At 46.6% G+C, this 16,609-nt stretch carries 17 protein-coding genes, 1 rRNA gene and 1 other annotated feature; all 18 genes read left to right on the top strand.

Going from position 1 to position 16,609, the window contains the following annotated elements:
- The first annotated feature begins 67 nt into the window (after nucleotides 1-67).
- Complete coding sequence (gene minC, locus J2Z28_RS23905; protein ID WP_211084562.1) at nucleotides 68-730, top strand: septum site-determining protein MinC; 663 nt, start codon at nucleotides 68-70, stop codon at nucleotides 728-730.
- Between the two features lie 3 nt (nucleotides 731-733).
- Nucleotides 734-1,528: a septum site-determining protein MinD gene (gene minD, locus J2Z28_RS23900; protein ID WP_036605908.1), complete on the top strand. Its 795-nt coding sequence runs from the start codon at nucleotides 734-736 to the stop codon at nucleotides 1,526-1,528.
- 149 nt (nucleotides 1,529-1,677) lie between these two features.
- Entirely contained in the window at nucleotides 1,678-2,526 is an 849-nt protein-coding gene (locus J2Z28_RS23895; protein ID WP_211084561.1) for a M23 family metallopeptidase, read from the top strand.
- Nucleotides 2,519-3,379 (top strand): M50 family metallopeptidase, encoded by an 861-nt coding sequence (locus J2Z28_RS23890; protein WP_211084560.1) that lies wholly within the window; start codon nucleotides 2,519-2,521, stop codon nucleotides 3,377-3,379. Before J2Z28_RS23895 ends, J2Z28_RS23890 begins: the two co-directional genes overlap by 8 nt.
- 106 nt (nucleotides 3,380-3,485) lie before the next feature.
- The gene (locus J2Z28_RS23885; RefSeq protein WP_211084559.1) at nucleotides 3,486-4,736 is read left to right on the top strand and encodes an Rne/Rng family ribonuclease; all 1,251 of its coding nucleotides are present in this window, start codon (nucleotides 3,486-3,488) and stop codon (nucleotides 4,734-4,736) included.
- Nucleotides 4,737-4,792: 56 nt separating this feature from the next.
- Nucleotides 4,793-4,877 (top strand) — a sequence feature (ribosomal protein L21 leader region).
- 14 nt (nucleotides 4,878-4,891) lie between these two features.
- On the top strand, nucleotides 4,892-5,203 hold the full coding sequence (gene rplU / locus J2Z28_RS23880; protein WP_017692620.1) for a 50S ribosomal protein L21: 312 nt from the start codon (nucleotides 4,892-4,894) through the stop codon (nucleotides 5,201-5,203).
- Between the two features lie 14 nt (nucleotides 5,204-5,217).
- On the top strand, nucleotides 5,218-5,547 hold the full coding sequence (locus J2Z28_RS23875) for a ribosomal-processing cysteine protease Prp (RefSeq protein ID WP_036605912.1): 330 nt from the start codon (nucleotides 5,218-5,220) through the stop codon (nucleotides 5,545-5,547).
- A 23-nt stretch (nucleotides 5,548-5,570) separates the two neighbouring features.
- A complete protein-coding gene (rpmA, locus tag J2Z28_RS23870; protein ID WP_017692622.1) occupies nucleotides 5,571-5,882 on the top strand; it encodes a 50S ribosomal protein L27 in 312 nt (103 codons plus the stop codon).
- A gap of 90 nt (nucleotides 5,883-5,972) precedes the next feature.
- Nucleotides 5,973-6,770, top strand: a complete 798-nt coding sequence (locus J2Z28_RS23865; RefSeq protein WP_244988493.1) for a Spo0B domain-containing protein — start codon at nucleotides 5,973-5,975, stop codon at nucleotides 6,768-6,770.
- A 17-nt stretch (nucleotides 6,771-6,787) separates the two neighbouring features.
- Nucleotides 6,788-8,098, top strand: a complete 1,311-nt coding sequence (gene obgE, locus J2Z28_RS23860; RefSeq protein ID WP_211084558.1) for a GTPase ObgE — start codon at nucleotides 6,788-6,790, stop codon at nucleotides 8,096-8,098.
- Between the two features lie 229 nt (nucleotides 8,099-8,327).
- Complete coding sequence (locus tag J2Z28_RS23855; RefSeq protein ID WP_211084557.1) at nucleotides 8,328-8,765, top strand: ACT domain-containing protein; 438 nt, start codon at nucleotides 8,328-8,330, stop codon at nucleotides 8,763-8,765.
- A 58-nt stretch (nucleotides 8,766-8,823) separates the two neighbouring features.
- A complete protein-coding gene (locus J2Z28_RS23850) occupies nucleotides 8,824-10,110 on the top strand; it encodes a homoserine dehydrogenase (protein ID WP_133387123.1) in 1,287 nt (428 codons plus the stop codon).
- Between the two features lie 115 nt (nucleotides 10,111-10,225).
- Nucleotides 10,226-11,296 (top strand): threonine synthase, encoded by a 1,071-nt coding sequence (gene thrC / locus J2Z28_RS23845; RefSeq protein ID WP_211084556.1) that lies wholly within the window; start codon nucleotides 10,226-10,228, stop codon nucleotides 11,294-11,296.
- Nucleotides 11,293-12,261, top strand: a complete 969-nt coding sequence (gene thrB / locus J2Z28_RS23840; RefSeq protein WP_211084555.1) for a homoserine kinase — start codon at nucleotides 11,293-11,295, stop codon at nucleotides 12,259-12,261. The genes thrC and thrB overlap by 4 nt, the downstream gene beginning before the upstream one ends.
- The gene (pheA, locus tag J2Z28_RS23835; RefSeq protein WP_211084554.1) at nucleotides 12,258-13,130 is read left to right on the top strand and encodes a prephenate dehydratase; all 873 of its coding nucleotides are present in this window, start codon (nucleotides 12,258-12,260) and stop codon (nucleotides 13,128-13,130) included. Before thrB ends, pheA begins: the two co-directional genes overlap by 4 nt.
- A 148-nt stretch (nucleotides 13,131-13,278) precedes the next feature.
- Nucleotides 13,279-14,163: a branched-chain-amino-acid transaminase gene (ilvE, locus tag J2Z28_RS23830; RefSeq protein ID WP_017692630.1), complete on the top strand. Its 885-nt coding sequence runs from the start codon at nucleotides 13,279-13,281 to the stop codon at nucleotides 14,161-14,163.
- 196 nt (nucleotides 14,164-14,359) lie between these two features.
- Complete coding sequence (locus tag J2Z28_RS23825; RefSeq protein ID WP_211084553.1) at nucleotides 14,360-15,988, top strand: LysM peptidoglycan-binding domain-containing protein; 1,629 nt, start codon at nucleotides 14,360-14,362, stop codon at nucleotides 15,986-15,988.
- A gap of 545 nt (nucleotides 15,989-16,533) precedes the next feature.
- Nucleotides 16,534-16,609: ribosomal RNA gene (locus J2Z28_RS23820) — 16S ribosomal RNA — on the top strand; the annotation flags it as partial.

The raw sequence follows: 16,609 nt of genomic DNA, 5'->3' as shown, positions 1-16,609 counted from the left end.
TATGGAGCGCAAAGCAGGAACTTGGGGCCCCGGGCACGAAATGTAATGAGATGGGAGGGACAGGCTTATGACGGTAAAATCGAATCACGTAACGATTAAAGGCATCCGAGACGGCCTGGTTTTCCTGTTGGACGATCAATGTGAATTCGAGGAATTGCTCTATGAGCTCCGCTATAAGCTGGAACACAGCCATCAAAATATTTTGACCGGACCGATTGTTCATGTGGATATCAAGTTGGGTGCCCGCGAAGTGACAGAGGACCAGAAAGAAGCAATCCTCGATATATTGAAGCAAAAAGGGAATTTGCTTATTCGATCCATCGACTCACCTGCACTCCAACCGGAGGTTAAAGGACCACCGCCGATTATAACCATGTGTGGTATGGTGCGTTCAGGTCAGGTGCTTCATCATGAAGGAAATCTCCTGTTTCTTGGGGATATCAATCCGGGGGGCACAGTGACGTGTACCGGAGATATATATGTGTTGGGTTCACTCCGAGGTATGGCTCATGCCGGAATTGGCGGGGACGAGGAAGCGATCATTGCCGCTTCGGTATTTGCACCGACGCAGCTACGGATTGCGGATATCATCAGTCGTCCTCCCGATGAATGGGAGAGCCGAGAGACCGGAATGGAATTTGCTTACTTACAGGACAATCAGATGCAGATAGACAAAATGAGCAATATCGTTCGGTTACGCCGAGATTTTAATGTGTTTAAAGGAGTGTAGCTCATGGGAGAGGCGATCGTGATCACTTCGGGTAAAGGCGGCGTGGGTAAAACAACCACCTCGGCAAACATCGGGACAGCGCTGGCGCTGCTCGGCAAAAAGGTTTGTCTGGTAGATACCGATATCGGCCTTCGTAATTTGGATGTCGTGATGGGACTCGAAAACCGTATTATTTACGATCTGTGCGACGTTGCGGACGGCCGCTGCCGTCTGAATCAGGCTTTGGTCAAAGACAAGCGTTTCGAAGAATTATACATGTTACCTGCGGCGCAGACGAGAGACAAAAACTCAGTGTCGCCAGAACAGGTCAGAGATATTATCCTTGAATTGAAAAAAGATTTTGAGTACGTCATTATTGATTGCCCAGCCGGCATAGAGCAGGGTTTCAAAAATGCGGTAGCAGGAGCAGATCAGGCCATCGTGGTCACTACACCGGAAAATGCTGCAGTGCGTGATGCGGATCGTGTCATCGGCCTGCTGGAGAGTTCGCACATTCAATCACCAAAGCTGGTGGTGAATCGAATTCGCAATAATATGGTTAAATCGGGTGACATGTTAGATATCGATGGTATTTTACAAGTACTTAATATTGACCTGATTGGCATCGTGCCTGATGATGAACTGGTCATCAAAGCGGCCAATTCAGGAGAACCTACGGTCATGAATCCGGATTCACTTGCGGCGATTGCGTATCGCAACATTGCACGACGCATTCTGGGAGATACGGTCCCATTGATGCAGCTGGAGCAGAAAAAGGGCGCTTTTACACGTTTCAAAAAGTTCTTGGGAATGGGTTAACTCATTTAAATGGACTTATTCATTATCTGATTACATGACAGCCGTGGCTTATAGCCCGGCTTTTTTTGTTACCTGCGGGCAGGCTTGTTCATATTATCAACCACCTCTTCATAGGATGTAGTAAACAAGCCTCGGCGGGAGGACATTCCATGAACACGAAACTCAGAATCAAGCAGAGACGAGAAGAACGCATTCGGCGACTGATGGATGGTGCCACTGTGGAGGTCTTACAGGAGCAGAAATTAGGTTCACTGTTGGACAAGAATGAGATCATACACCCAAAACCATTTACGCCTAGTGAGGGGGCACAGGAAAGAGATCCGGAATGGTTGTGGAAAAAAGAGAATGGTCATTTCGTTCCAGGGGGGCATTCGAGATTTAACCTGTTCAAGTCGCTTCTCAAGCGGACGGTTATTAGCGCTTTGATATTTGGCGGAGTATGGGGTTTATTTCAGTTGGATACATCGTGGACGACATCACCCAAAACAGTAATTGCGGATGCACTCCATCGGGATATGGATTTTGCCTCAGCAGCGGCTTGGTATGAACGGCATTTTGGAGGAACGCCTTCGTTTCTTCCGGTCCTCGGACATACGACGGATGCCGTGAACGGATTAAAAGTAAGGCAGTTACTGGGCAAACCGATCTCAGGCACAGTGGTTCAGCCATTTGCGCTGAGCATGAAGGGAATCGAGATCGTTCCGGATGCCGCAGGTGCAGAACTTATACAGGTCGCAAGTTCGGATGCTGGGCGTGTCATGGAGGTTATCGGCGATGTAGCAAGTGGGTTCACAGTTGTCATCCAACATACAGGCAATGTCACGGCAATATACGGTCGGCTGAACGAAAGTGAAGTGAGCGTGAATGATTGGGTGGAAGCGGGGAATCCAGTGGGGAGTCTCAAGGCTACGGGTGGTGAACAACCGGCCACGCTCTATTTTGCAGTGAAAGAGGGGGAGGAGTACGTAGACCCGGCGGAAGTTGTTGCCCTTGATTAGGGTGTGGGGAGTCCGTATTACGTTTCATCCGTTTTTTGTAATTATCATGATGGCCTCCCTTCTGACTGGACATTTTATTGAGCTTATTACGTTGTTTGCCATTGTATTCATTCATGAATGTGGACATGCTGCGGCGGCGGCACTTCTGGGCTATCGTGTCTTGTCGATCCAGATGCTCCCTTTTGGAGGAGTAGCGGTTATCGAAGATGGAGGTACGATCACTGCCTACCGGGAAATCATCATTGCTCTGGCTGGTCCATTACAAAACATGCTGATGGTTGGGGTGGTTATGCTGTTGCAGTATGGCAATCTGGGTGACCCGGTTTTTCTCAACTATATCATTCAGGGGAACCTGCTCATTGCCCTCTTTAATCTGCTGCCTGTACTTCCTCTGGACGGAGGTAAAATTGTTCAGGCGCTTGTCAGTCTGTGGGCACCCTACTATACAACATTAATGTGGACTTACAGAATTAGCATTCTGTGTAGCGTAGGGGTTATTTTATATGCTATCAGCCGATGGTTTACTGGAGACTACGGCCTACCGCTCAACATTCTGTTAATCGGCCTTTTTTTGTTCTATTCCAACGTAACAGATTACCGAAATGTGCCCTATCGCTTTATTCGTTTTCTTATGAATCGAGAGGGCGCGTTCGCTCGTCACGCGGCTACTGGCAGTTTGGCGCAGCCAATAATCTCATTCCCGGCGAAACCTTTGGACACTATTTTGCGTCTATTAAAGAGAGAAAGATACCATATGGTATACGTGATGAACAGACAGGGTCGAATTATGGCCGTCTTGCCTGAGCAACGGATTATCGGTTCCTATTTTCAACAAAATGGTGATAAATTGTAGTGTTCTGGTGGACCTGTTCTGAAATGGGTTAATGTATGTACAATGAGAATTGAAAAGATACTGAAATGGATGTGGATGATTTGAATTGTCTTCTAGAGGTGAAGCCATGAAACAAATGATAGTACATAATGAACATAACCTCATGCAAATGGCGCTTCTGGAAGAAGGCAAAGCTGTGGAATTTACGGCAGAGCGTACACGCGATCGTGGACTGCTGGGTTCCTTTTTCAAGGGACGGGTCGTGAATGTGTTACCAGGTATGCAAGCTGCTTTTGTGGATATTGGTCAGAAAAAGAATGCGTTCCTCTATGTGGACGATGTGTTGCATCCCCATCTGGAGAAACAGCCCAAGGTGAAGCCTTCCATCTCGGAGTTGCTTCGTCCGGGTCAGGAAGTCATTGTTCAGGTTCTGAAAGAACCGGTAGGAGGCAAGGGAGCCCGGGTGACGACTCATTATTCACTCCCGGGCCGTTGGCTTGTCTACATGCCTGTTGCTGACTATGTAGCGGTATCCAAGAAAATTGCCCGTGAAGGGGATCGTTCCCGTCTTAAGGCACTTGGGGAGCAACTGAGGCGGGATGAAGAAGGACTTATTATTCGAACCGTATCTGGAGAAGAGCAGCATGAAGCCATTAAGTCGGACTTGGAAACATTACGCGCGCAGTGGTATCTGATTCGTGAAAAAGCGGACAGTTTGCCTTCACCAAGCCTCTTGCATCGGGATCATAGCATGGTACAGCGAATCATCAGAGATGTGTATACGCCAGGGAGTGACGAAGTCATCACTGATAGTGAAGGACAAGCCCGTGAGGTAAAAGCATTGCTCGAAGAGATTAGTCCTGGTCATCAACCCAAAGTACAGGTGTATCGGGGAACAGAATCCATCTTTGCTGCCTATGGTGTGCAGGAACAGTTGAATAAGGATTTTGCCCGGAAAGTGTGGTTGCCTGGTGGCGGATACATTGTTATTGATCATACTGAAGCTCTGACTGTAGTGGATGTGAACACAGGCAAATATACGGGAGCTGGCGGTGACAGTCTGGAAGAGACCGTGACAGAGACCAACATACAGGCAGCAGTGGAGATTGCTCGTCTGATGCGCCTGCGGGATATCGGTGGCATGATTATTGTCGACTTCATTGATATGGAGGAAGCTTCAAATCGGCATGAAGTGGCGGCGACTTTGGAGGGCGAGCTCAAGAAGGATCGGACCAAAGCGTTTGTAATGGGTTGGACCAAGCTTGGATTGCTTGAACTTACCCGTAAGAAAGTGCGGGAAGAGAGTACGTTGCCCTATGTGGAGCCGTGTTCTTCCTGTCATGGTACGGGAAAAAGATATATTACACCTTTGCATTGATTTTTGATATATTGCGTGATATAATCTTCAAGTATGTGTTTAGCCTAATGGTCTTGCACATGCTGTAACCGCACTGGCCGGGTATAAGAACAGTTCCGCAAGGACACTGTCACCTGAGAACGGGCGAGTCTGAGACATGAGGAGGTGCAAGGCAAATGTACGCAATTATTGAAACAGGCGGCAAACAGTACAAAGTCCAAGAGGGCGATGTTCTGTTCATCGAGAAATTGACTGCGAACGATGGCGAAAGCGTAACGTTCGACCGTGTCCTGGCTGTATCTAACGATCAAGGTTTGACAGCAGGTACACCATTGATTTCTGGAGCTACTGTAACGGCTAAAGTGGAGAAACATGGCAAAGGACAAAAGGTTATCGTATACAAATACAAACCTAAAAAGAACTACCATGTGAAGCAAGGTCACCGTCAACCGTACACTAAAGTAACTATCGAAACAATCAAAGCGTAAAGAAGGTGCGATAAGTGATTATCGTTCAAATCTTTCGTGATGAGGACGGGAACATCGAACGTTTTTCCATTGAAGGGCATGCTAATTTTGCCAAGCGGGGAGAAGACATCGTATGTGCCGGGGTATCCGCTGTTACAGTGGGTACGGTGAACTCGATTGAAACATTGACCGGTGTCGAAATGGATGCCAAGATGAAGAATGGCTTTTTAAGCGGTTCTTTACCTTTGTTAGAGAGAGGGGAAACCTGGTCCCAGGTACAATTGTTACTCGAATCCATGGTGGTTATGCTCTCTAATATTGCAGAGTCATACGGGAAGTATATTAAAATACAGCAATTCAAATAAGCAAAGAAGGAGGACAACCAATCATGTTGAAATTAAATCTTCAGTTATTCGCATCGAAAAAAGGTGTAGGTTCCACGAAGAACGGACGTGACAGTAATGCTCAACGTCTGGGTGTTAAACGTGCTGATGGTCAAACTGTAACTGGTGGTAGCATTCTCGTTCGCCAACGCGGAACGAAAATTCACCCAGGAACTAACGTTGGCATCGGTAAAGATGACACTTTGTTCGCGAAAATCGACGGCGTTGTAAAATTCGAACGTTGGGGACGCGATCGCAAAAAAGTAAGCATCTACCCTGTTAATGTTGCTCCTGTAGCAGCAGCAGTAGAAGCGTAATATCGGCATTCCGCCTAAGGAGCCTTCGGCATTTTTGCCGAAGGTTTTTTGTATTCAACGGTTATTCGATAATGAACTGGCAGAAAAGACATGTTATACTTGGTTACGGTGGGTGTAGACCAACCGAGTTTTGTAGAACGGGGAGAAGCCATGAAATCTTGGAAAAGAGTGCCGTGGATTGCGGCATGTTCACTTCTGATTCCTTTGGTTTTCGTTATGTTGTATCCGGCGATGATCTCAAGCGTCGTGTGCGCATTGTGGTCCGTCGCAGTATTGCTCATTTCTGTGAATGCGATGAAGAAACAGGCGGAGGCGGAACGCAGAGCCATCATACAATCCATGGAAAAAACCGCAATTGCTTCATTAAATCATCATCGACACGACTGGATGAACGACCTTCAGGTGTTATATGGATATCTTCGGCTGGGCAAACTTGATAAATCCTTGCAATGTGTGGAAAGAATAAAAGAGCGGGTTACAGAAGAAAGCCGAATCTCCAGATTAGGCATTCCTTCCCTCGTGTTTTATCTTCAGTCTTTTCGCGCCAGTGGAATTGCGCTGGAATTGCATGTGGAAATAGAAGATGAGTTGCAGCTTAGTGCTCTGGTCTCTCCCGAGGATGGCGAGTCACTTACCGGGGCGATTGCGGATGCAATCAGGGCCTATCAATATGGCGGCGGCCGGTCTTCTTGGGGAGAGGTTCGCAAACTGACCTTAAACTTCGGACAGGATCATGGAGATGTGGTTGTCCGACTGGATGGGGATCAAACACCCGATCCGGAAACACTGCGGCAGCTTACTGCCGTACTCAAAGGAAAAAAAGTCAGAACGGAGCAGATTCCGTCTGAGGATACGTTTATACAATTCAGAATGCCGTGTGGAATATAGGAAGAAGGGGTTAACCAATGTTTGTAGATAAAGCGAAGATTTATGTAAAAGCCGGAGACGGAGGGGACGGAATTATTTCGTTCCGTCGTGAGAAGTATGTACCAAACGGCGGACCTGCCGGGGGCGATGGAGGCAGAGGAGCTGACATCATCTTCCGTGTGGATGAAGGTTTGCGTACGTTGATGGATTTCCGTTACCAGCGTCACTTCAAGGCCCCACGTGGTGAGAAGGGACGTAATAAAAGTCAGCATGGTGCAAACGCGGAGAACATGATTGTGCGCATTCCACCAGGAACTATCATTTTGGATGAAGACAGTGGAGAAGTACTGGCGGATATGACACGTCACGGTCAACAGGTTGTTATTGCTCGTGGTGGTCGGGGCGGACGAGGGAACATCCGATTTGCCACACCGAACAACCCAGCCCCTGAACTTGCTGAGAACGGTGAAGAAGGACAAGAGCGTTACATCGTACTCGAACTGAAAGTTATGGCAGATGTTGGTCTGGTTGGTTTCCCGAGTGTCGGGAAATCCACATTGCTTTCTGTCGTTTCGTCAGCCAAGCCAAAGATCGGGGCATACCATTTCACAACCATTACACCGAATCTGGGTGTAGTCGGTGTAGGAGAAGGCCGAAGCTTTGTCATGGCTGATTTGCCTGGACTGATTGAAGGTGCGCATGAAGGAGTCGGACTGGGACATGAGTTCCTGCGTCATGTCGAGCGTACTCGCATTATTGTTCACGTTGTAGATATGTCGGGTTCGGAAGGACGCGATCCTTTTGAAGACTGGCAGAAAATCAATGACGAATTGAAGTTGTACAATCCGCTTCTCGCCGAGAGAACGCAAGTTGTAGCAGCTAACAAGATGGATATGCCAGACTCTGAAGCGAACCTGGAGCAATTTTTACAGCAAGTTCGTGAAGTTCAACCTGATATTGAAGTGTTGCCAATTTCATCCTTGACCCGGAAAGGGATTCAAGAACTTCTGTATCGTGCCGCTGATCTGCTGGATCAGGTTCCAGACGAGCGAGTGGTTGAAGAGGTAGCAGATGTATCTGAACGTAAAGTATATAGCCTGGACAAAAAAGAAGACGATGGTTTCAAAATTGTGCGTGAGAATGAAATGTTCGTTGTCGAAAGTGCCAAGATTGACCGCATGATGAAACGAATGCAACTGAACTCACACGAGGCTATACTGAAACTCGCACGTACACTACGTTATATGGGTGTGGATGCTGAGTTGCGTAAGCGCGGAGCTGTAGAAGGCACCATCGTGCGCATCGGAGACTTTGAATTCGAATTCGTGGAAGGCAGCAGTTACTACTAAGTAGCCGTCTTCCATGGAGAGACAGATCAATATATGAACGCAGAGAAGTGGGAAGTTGACCCGCAACTCTGCGTTTTTTTTGTTTTTTCCTGACATGGGAGAGGGAGAAACTTGTATACTGTGAGGAACGTATTTCAAAAAATAGGCGTGTCATGTATTGCCCTTTTGTCATAGATCCTATATAATGTCCACTATATGAATACATGAGTCTTTGAGGAGAGGACGTTCTGTGAACGAACGCTATTACTTAGTACGGGAAGATATTTTACCAGAGGCAGTGGTGAAGACCATGCAGGTAAAAGAACTACTGGCTTCTGGTGATGTTAAAACAGTGCATGAGGCAGTTGAAAAGGTCGGATTAAGCCGGAGTGCCTTTTACAAGTACAAGGATGGAATACATCTGATCAACCAGCTTGAGCGCGAGAGAATTGTAACGATCTCCATTGATCTGGAACATCAGTCGGGTATCTTGTCTCGTGTGCTTGGACATGTAGCTGGTTATGGAGCTAATGTACTCACAATTAATCAGAGTATCCCGCTTCAGGGAAGAGCCAATGTTGTCATTTCGGTGGAAACAACACATCTTCATGGCGAAATCGGTGAAATGCTGGATCGAATGCAAGATATGCCTGGAGTAAGACGCACGCGTATTGTAGGCCAAGGGTAATTAGGCTTTAACATACAGGACTGACAGACAAGAATAGACATTAGGGGGTAGATCGTTAGTGAAACCAGTAAAAGTCGGATTGTTGGGTCTGGGAACTGTTGGAACGGGAGTCGTTCGCATTGTGGAAGGGAATCAGGAGGATCTGAGCAGTCAGGTTGGATCGCCGATTGTCATCGAAAAGATCGCAGTGAAAAATACAGAGAAAGAACGTGTTATTGCTGTAGACCGTGCCAAGCTTACGGAAGATCCTTGGGAAGTCATTCGTCATCCGGATATTGATGTCATCGTTGAAGTCATGGGCGGCATTGATCAGACGAAGGAGTATATTCTTGAAGCATTGGAACGTGGGAAGCATATCGTAACAGCAAACAAAGATCTCATGGCACTGCATGGTACAGAGATTTTGGCGAAGGCGCAGGAGAAACAATGTGACGTGTTCTATGAGGCGAGTGTTGCTGGAGGGATTCCGATCATTCGTACGCTGATTGAAGGTTTCTCTTCTGATCGGATTACCCGCATTATGGGGATTGTGAACGGAACAACGAACTTTATTCTGACCAAAATGAGTCAGGAAGGTGCATCCTATGAAGAAGTACTGGCTGAAGCACAGGCTCTGGGATATGCCGAATCCGATCCAACTTCCGATGTGGAGGGACTTGACGCAGCTCGCAAAATGGCGATCTTGAGTACACTCGGTTTCCGCACCAATGTGGAGTTGAAGGATGTCACCGTTAAAGGAATATCCTCCGTAACTCGTGAAGACATTATGTATGCCAAAAGATTGGGCTATGAGATGAAGTTACTTGGTATTGCGGACCGTATTGGCGATGAGATCACGATCAGCGTTCAGCCGACAATGGTTAGACAGAATCACCCGATTGCTTCAGTCAACGGTGTGTTCAACGCAGTATATGTACACGGTGAAGCTGTAGGGGAGACGATGTTCTACGGTGCGGGTGCGGGAGAACTCCCAACGGCAACTTCGGTTGTAGCGGACATTGTGGCGGTTACCAAAAACCTTAAACTTGGCGTGAACGGTCTCAAAGCCATTGTGCCTTATAAGACGAAGCGACTGCAAAGCGACGAGCAGATCGTGTCGAAAAACTTTATTTTACTACACGTAGACGATAAAGCCGGTGTATTGGCACAAATCACACAAATTTTCGCAGAATATGATGTCAGTCTGGCGTCGGTTGTTCAACAGCCGAATGAGCACAACCCGGATGCCGAGATCATTATCGTTACACATAATGCAAGTAAGGCAAGCATGGATAAAGTGTTAAAACATTTTGAATCACTCAGCGTCATTCGCCGCATTAAGAGTGTCTACCGGGTGGAAGGATAATCATCCGTATCCCAGACTACATCTCAATTATCTAAGTTATAACGTACAAGTTAATTATATCTGGTTCAACAGGTCATCATTTCAGATTATTAAAACATAAAGGAGTTTACCCACAATGAGATATCAAGGACTTTTGCAAACGTACAGAGAGCACCTTCCAGTTAATGAAAATACACCCCTGCTTACGCTTCAGGAAGGAAATACACCGTTGATTCATGCAGAGAATCTGTCTGAGGAACTTGGTTTGAACCTCTATTTCAAATACGAAGGTTTGAATCCTACGGGTTCTTTCAAAGACCGCGGAATGGTTATGGCTGTTGCCAAAGCACTGGAAGAGGGCAGTCGCACGATCATGTGTGCATCCACAGGTAATACATCAGCAGCGGCAGCGGCTTATGCCGCACGTGGTGGTCTCAATTGTATCGTGCTGATCCCGAATAACAACATTGCACTGGGTAAACTGGCCCAAGCCATGATCTATGGCGCCAAAGTGATTGCGATCAATGGTAACTTTGACCGTGCACTGGAGATTGTGCGTGAGATCACAGCCAAACATCCGATCACACTTGTAAACTCTGTGAATCCGTTCCGGATTGAAGGACAGAAGACAGCAGCGTTTGAAGTAATTGAACAACTTGGCGAAGCGCCTGACGTTCTGGCTATTCCAGTCGGTAATGCGGGGAATATCTCGGCTTATTGGAAAGGTTTCAAAGAATATAAAGAGGCAGGCAAATCCAGCACGCTTCCACGTATGGTTGGTTTCGAAGCAGAAGGTGCGATGGCCATTGTCAAAGGTGAGCCGATCCTTGAACCTGAAACAGTAGCAACAGCAATTCGAATCGGTAATCCGGCCAGCTGGAAAACGGCAGTAGCTGCAGCTGAGGAATCTGGTGGACAGATCAACTATGTAACGGATGAACAAATCCTGACGGCGTATCGTACACTTGCTTCTCGGGAAGGAATTTTTGCTGAACCTGCTTCTGCGGCTTCCCTTGCCGGTGTATACAAACTGAAGAGTGAAGGGTACTTTAAAGGCGGAGAGACTGTCGTTTGTGTACTGACAGGTAATGGCCTGAAAGATCCTAATATTGCGATCAAAACAGTAGCGACTGAGCCGCTTGTTGTTGAAGATACGGAAGAAGCAGTAATGGCGGCTATTGCACAACTGGAGCAGCAATCTGTATGAGTTTGCGTGAAAAGGTAACCGTAAAAATACCTGCAAGCACAGCCAATCTCGGTCCGGGGTTTGATACCCTGGGCATGGCATTGTCTTTGTATGCCTGGTTGGAAATGAAACCTGCCGAGCAGACGTCATTTCATCTTCACGGCAATCATTTGACAGGCCTGCCTACAGACAAATCGAATTTGATTTACGAAGTGGCACAGATGGTATTCGATGAAGCCGGGGTGTTCATACCTGAATTGGAGATTTCCATGTATTCCGATATCCCGCTTACGCGGGGACTTGGGAGTAGTGCATCAGCCATCGTTGGTGCATTGGCAGCAGCGAATGCATTAATTGGCGCTCCTTTATCCGATGCCAAGCTTCTGGATATGGCCACATCCCTCGAGAAGCATCCTGATAATGTGGGAGCATCGCTGTATGGCGGTATTATTACGGCTGCATGGAATGGTCAACAGGTAGATCATATACGTATTGAACCACACCAGGATCTGCAGGCTTTGGTTATTGTACCTGAATTCCAGCTGTCTACTTCAAAAGCAAGGAATGTAATTCCAGAGCAATTTGGCATGTCTGATGTGGTGCATAATATTAGCAGATCCTCACTACTCGTTGCCGCTTTGGCGAGTGGACGACTGGATATGATTCAGAAGGCGATGTCAGATCGAATTCACCAACCATATCGGGCATCATTGGTGCCAGGCATGGCTGAGATATTGGAACATGCCGTCGATCATGGAGCGTTGGGAGCTGCCCTGAGCGGAGCTGGACCGACTGTATTGACTTTGGTAGATCGTCATGACACCCGGAAAGCGGGATTGGAACAATATTTGCTGGACACGATGGAGCGGGAGGGTATATCTGCTTCTGCACTATGGCTCGATCCGGATTTGGACGGTGTAACCGTGCTGCCTGATCAAGACGAACGTCCTTTTCTGGACAGAATCAAAGGGGAAGTTAATGCATGAAACGAATTGCAGTATTACCTGAAGGCTCAGTCTCTCATGAGGCAATTGATTTCCTTTTTAACGGTGAACCATTAGATTTGCTTCACTCCAAGCTCATTTCGGATGTTTTTCGAGCAACGGATAGTGGAAATGCACAATACAGTGTCATTCCGATCGAAAATACCATTGAAGGTTCTGTTAGTCTTCATATGGACTGGCTTGTGAATGAAGTGGACATTCCGATGCAAGCGGAGTGGGTATACCCATCCATTCAGAATGTGATTGGACATGGCTCGGAATTTAAGACAGAGAGTGGCGAGTATGACTTTGGTAGAATCACCAAGATCATGTCTCACCCTGTGGCTATTCCGCAATGTCAGAATTTTATTCGGCTGCATTCGCCTGGGGCGGAGCTTGAAGGTGTGAACAGTACAGCCGAAGCTGTAGAAATTGTGAAAAAAAATCCGGGTAAGGGCTGGGTAGCAATCGGTACCAAGCTTGCTGCTCAGAAGCATGGTCTGGACATTATGGCTGAACGGGTTACAGATCATGACAATAACTATACCCGTTTTGTGCTCATCGGCCATGAACCTGTGAACATTCCACGTGAACCGGATCATGTGAAAACAAGCTTGCTGGTGACGTTGCCAGAAGATGCACCGGGTGCGTTGCATCAGGTATTGTCGGCTTTTGCATGGCGGAAGCTGAACTTGACCCGTCTCGAATCTCGTCCAACGAAGAAACGATTGGGCAGTTACTATTTTTACATTGATGTTGTGGAAACGGTCGATTCCGTATTGCTTACCGCGGCCATGGCGGAGATTGAAGCATTGAATTGTCAGGTGCGTGTTCTGGGTAGCTATCCTTGTTATACATATCCTTCGAGATAATTGACCTGATGGTATTTGGGAATGTTAGAAGGTTGTCATAAGTCGGGGTAGAATGAGCGAGTAATGGCTTGTCTTTTGGTGTACAATGGACGGGTTAATAACGTTTCGGAGTACAGTAAATGGATATTTTATGGAGGTGCAGTCATCGGTGGCAGAACAATGGATCTATTTGGATGGTCAGTATGTGACCAAGGAGAACGCAACCGTTTCGGTATATGATCATGGATTTTTGTATGGAGACGGGATTTTCGAAGGTATTCGGATCTATAACGGAAACATTTTCAGATGTAAGGCCCACTTGGATCGTTTGTATGATTCGGCGAAATCCATCAGTTTGAACATTCCGCTGTCCATTGATGAGATGCTGGAAGTCATGGCTGAAACGGTGCGCCGCAATGATATGCGTAATGGTTATATTCGTCTTATTGTATCGCGTGGCCCTGGTAATCTGGGGTTGGACCCGTTACGTTGCCCTAAGGCATCAGTAATCATCATCGTGGAGCAATTAGCGATCTATCCGGAGGAAGCGTATCTTACTGGATTGAAAGCCGTGTCCGTATCCCAACGCCGGAACATTCCGGACGCATTGAATCCGAAAATTAAATCGTTAAACTATCTGAATAACATCCTGGTTAAAATCCAGTCTAACTATTCAGGTGCTGGTGAAGCAATTATGCTGAACTCCCAAGGTTACGTAACTGAGGGTTCAAGTGATAACATCTTCATCATCAAAAATGGTGTAGTGTACACGCCGCCTTGTTATCTCGGAGCACTTGAAGGCATTACACGTCAAGCGATTATCGATCTATGTGGCGAACTGGAGCTTGAATTAAAAGAAGTGCCATTCACCCTGCATGATGTGTATATCGCAGACGAAGTCTTTTTCACCGGGACAGCTGCAGAAGTTATCGCTGCATATGAAGTCGATGGAAGAACAATTGGCACGGGAGTAGCAGGTCCGGTAACGCTGAGACTGCTGGAAGCATTCCGTCAGATTGTTGACAAAGATGGATATAAAGTGTGGGAATCTTAAGTTAGAATTGCATAACATAGGGAACAGGAATCCTCCTTGTCCGATAAAATTTTGCATACCTTATGTATGGGAATTTTAGAGGCAGGGAGGATTTTTTTTGTTTAGTTGATGTCATTAGCCCGGTTTCTGCATAGGATGTAGTAACGGTATGGGCGAATGTACTGCCCAAGTATGACGTCTAGGAGGTTAGTTCCCTGTGAAAATACACATGGTGAAAAAAGGCGACACATTATATCTGCTGTCCCAAAAATACAATGTAGCGCTGGACAAATTGATCGCGGCTAATCCGCAAATCACAAATCCCGACAAGCTGGATATTGGCATGAAGGTCAAAATCCCTGCAGAGCCAGTAACACCGAAGCCGGAGGGTGTGCTCCACAGCCACAAGGTGCAGCAAGGAGATTCGTTATGGAAGTTGGCACAAGCCTGGGGAGTTCCTTTAAAAGATATGATCAATGCCAATCCACAGTTGAAAAATCCGAATGCTCTGCTGGTGGGGGAGACAGTTTATATTCCATCTATGCATGCACAAGGAAACAGCACATCTAATTCGGGTGCCAGCAACATTGCTGCGCATGAAAAATTGTCGCCTGAAGGTAAGGAATACACCGGAGTCAAAGAACCGGAACCATCGGCGCCAGTTGTACCAACTCCTCCTGCTCCGGTAGCAGAGGTTCCAGTTCCGGTCCCAGTGCCTGCTCCACCACCAGCCAATACGGAAAAGCCTAATGTGAAGCCTGAACTAGAGGTACTGCCGCAGTTGCCAGAGCTTCCTGAAGTGAAACCTGAAATGGAAACGAACAAAAAGGAAGAGATTAAACCCGAAGTTTATGTAAAACCGGTAGTAGAATCCAAGAAATACACAATGCCGAATCTTTCGCCTGAAATTATGCCTTTGCCTGTAATGCCTAATACAAAGTCTCCAACTGAAGTTGCACCAGCAACGAAAAAGCCTTGTGGTTGTGGTAACAAGTTGCATCATGCACCAGCCGAGCACCCTTATGTTCAAATCCCGGTTCCTGTACAAGAGGTGTATGGTGCTCAGCAAGACATGTACACGGCTGGAATGAGTAACAATGCGTCGTTTCCAGGGATTCCGGAAGTTAGTCCTTATAATAACAGTGATCTGCCTAACAGTCCGTGGACTAGCGCGGAGCAGGGTTATAACCACAATAACGTTATGCCGAATCTGTCCGCAGAAATGCAAAATAACTCATTTCCGATTGCGCCAGTTGGCGAAGTGAATAGTCCATTCCCAACGTATGCAGCACCTAGTCATATGAATCATCAGCCGCCTTTCATATCTCCATACTCAATGCTTCCGTACCCTCCATGTGGATGTGGCTCACATACACATATGCCTCAGTATACTTATCCTTCTCATGGTTATCAGGATCCGGCTTGGAATATGTATGGTCCTTCGTACGGTATGCCGCCTGAAATGTCTACATCAACGATGCCAAACCAGCCTATTGAGTATGCTTATCAGAATCCGTACCCTACTCAGAACATGGTTCCGCCGTCCCCGCTTGGAGCATTTGGTGAAATGTATCCTCCTCAAGGGCAAGGCAAGGGTGGTAAAAAAGGGGGGCGTGAGGACGCTAACTTAAGTCAGGTAGCAATTGAAGAGGTTGGATCAGATTCGGAAGGGAAGTCCAAGCAAGCAGGGAGTAAGCCGGCAGCTGGGAAACGCAGAACAAGCAAGGCTCCTCTGAAGAATAAATCCAAGGTATCCGTGTCTGGGAAAACATCCAGAGAGGGTGCAGCTACTTCTAACCAACGGAAATCCGATAAAAAGCGTCGTAATCCATGGATACAAAACTAACTTGGGGATTGCGATTGATAAATAAGTGAGGTGCCTGTTATATAAGCGGGAAGCCAACTCTGTAATAGAGAGCTGGCTTCCCGCTTACCTGAGTAAACATTGAGTTGCACATAACCGAGATATAGTTGCTCAGGAAATAATAAAAAGCATTTTATTAAGAAGTTATTGTAAACCCTTTCATAAATGTGTTAAAATATTTGTACCCTATTAGCATGACCTAATATGATAGGACAAGATAGGGTACGGATATGATAGCTTTAGCTAATGCAAAACTACTAAAGAAAAGAAATGAAAAAACTGTTGCATTACATTCAGCCGTATGATATATTATTTAAGTCGCCGCTGAAACACACGGCTGACTCGGGAAACACAAGAAATAATGAAATGAGTTTGATCTTTGAAAACTGAACAACGAGTGAGTAAACATTCTGCTTGCAGAATGAACGCGAAAGTTCGAGATAAGCCTTGGCTTGAATCGACTGGAGCACAAATGAGATTTTTAATCTCGTCAGATTCAAAATGAGCATATCGCTCTTTTCAATACTTTATTGGAGAGTTTGATCCTGGCTCAGGACGAACGCTGGCGGCATGCCTAATACATGCAAGTCGAGCGGAGTGGAT

This window comes from Paenibacillus xylanexedens (assembly GCF_017874615.1).
Classification (GTDB): domain Bacteria; phylum Bacillota; class Bacilli; order Paenibacillales; family Paenibacillaceae; genus Paenibacillus; species Paenibacillus xylanexedens.
The sequence above is the reverse complement of the archived record's forward strand: the minus strand, read 5'-3'. Positions and strand labels throughout refer to the sequence as shown.

Bases quoted from the DNA above. Each gene is read 5' to 3' on its own strand.
- obgE (WP_211084558.1), top strand. From the start codon at position 6,788: ATGTTTGTAGATAAAGCGAAGATTTATGTAAAAGCCGGAGACGGAGGG.
- J2Z28_RS23865 (WP_244988493.1), top strand. From the start codon at position 5,973: ATGTTATACTTGGTTACGGTGGGTGTAGACCAACCGAGTTTTGTAGAA.
- pheA (WP_211084554.1), top strand. From the start codon at position 12,258: ATGAAACGAATTGCAGTATTACCTGAAGGCTCAGTCTCTCATGAGGCA.
- J2Z28_RS23895 (WP_211084561.1), top strand. From the start codon at position 1,678: ATGAACACGAAACTCAGAATCAAGCAGAGACGAGAAGAACGCATTCGG.
- J2Z28_RS23885 (WP_211084559.1), top strand. From the start codon at position 3,486: ATGAAACAAATGATAGTACATAATGAACATAACCTCATGCAAATGGCG.
- minC (WP_211084562.1), top strand. From the start codon at position 68: ATGACGGTAAAATCGAATCACGTAACGATTAAAGGCATCCGAGACGGC.
- thrB (WP_211084555.1), top strand. From the start codon at position 11,293: ATGAGTTTGCGTGAAAAGGTAACCGTAAAAATACCTGCAAGCACAGCC.
- rplU (WP_017692620.1), top strand. From the start codon at position 4,892: ATGTACGCAATTATTGAAACAGGCGGCAAACAGTACAAAGTCCAAGAG.
- minD (WP_036605908.1), top strand. From the start codon at position 734: ATGGGAGAGGCGATCGTGATCACTTCGGGTAAAGGCGGCGTGGGTAAA.
- thrC (WP_211084556.1), top strand. From the start codon at position 10,226: ATGAGATATCAAGGACTTTTGCAAACGTACAGAGAGCACCTTCCAGTT.
- rpmA (WP_017692622.1), top strand. From the start codon at position 5,571: ATGTTGAAATTAAATCTTCAGTTATTCGCATCGAAAAAAGGTGTAGGT.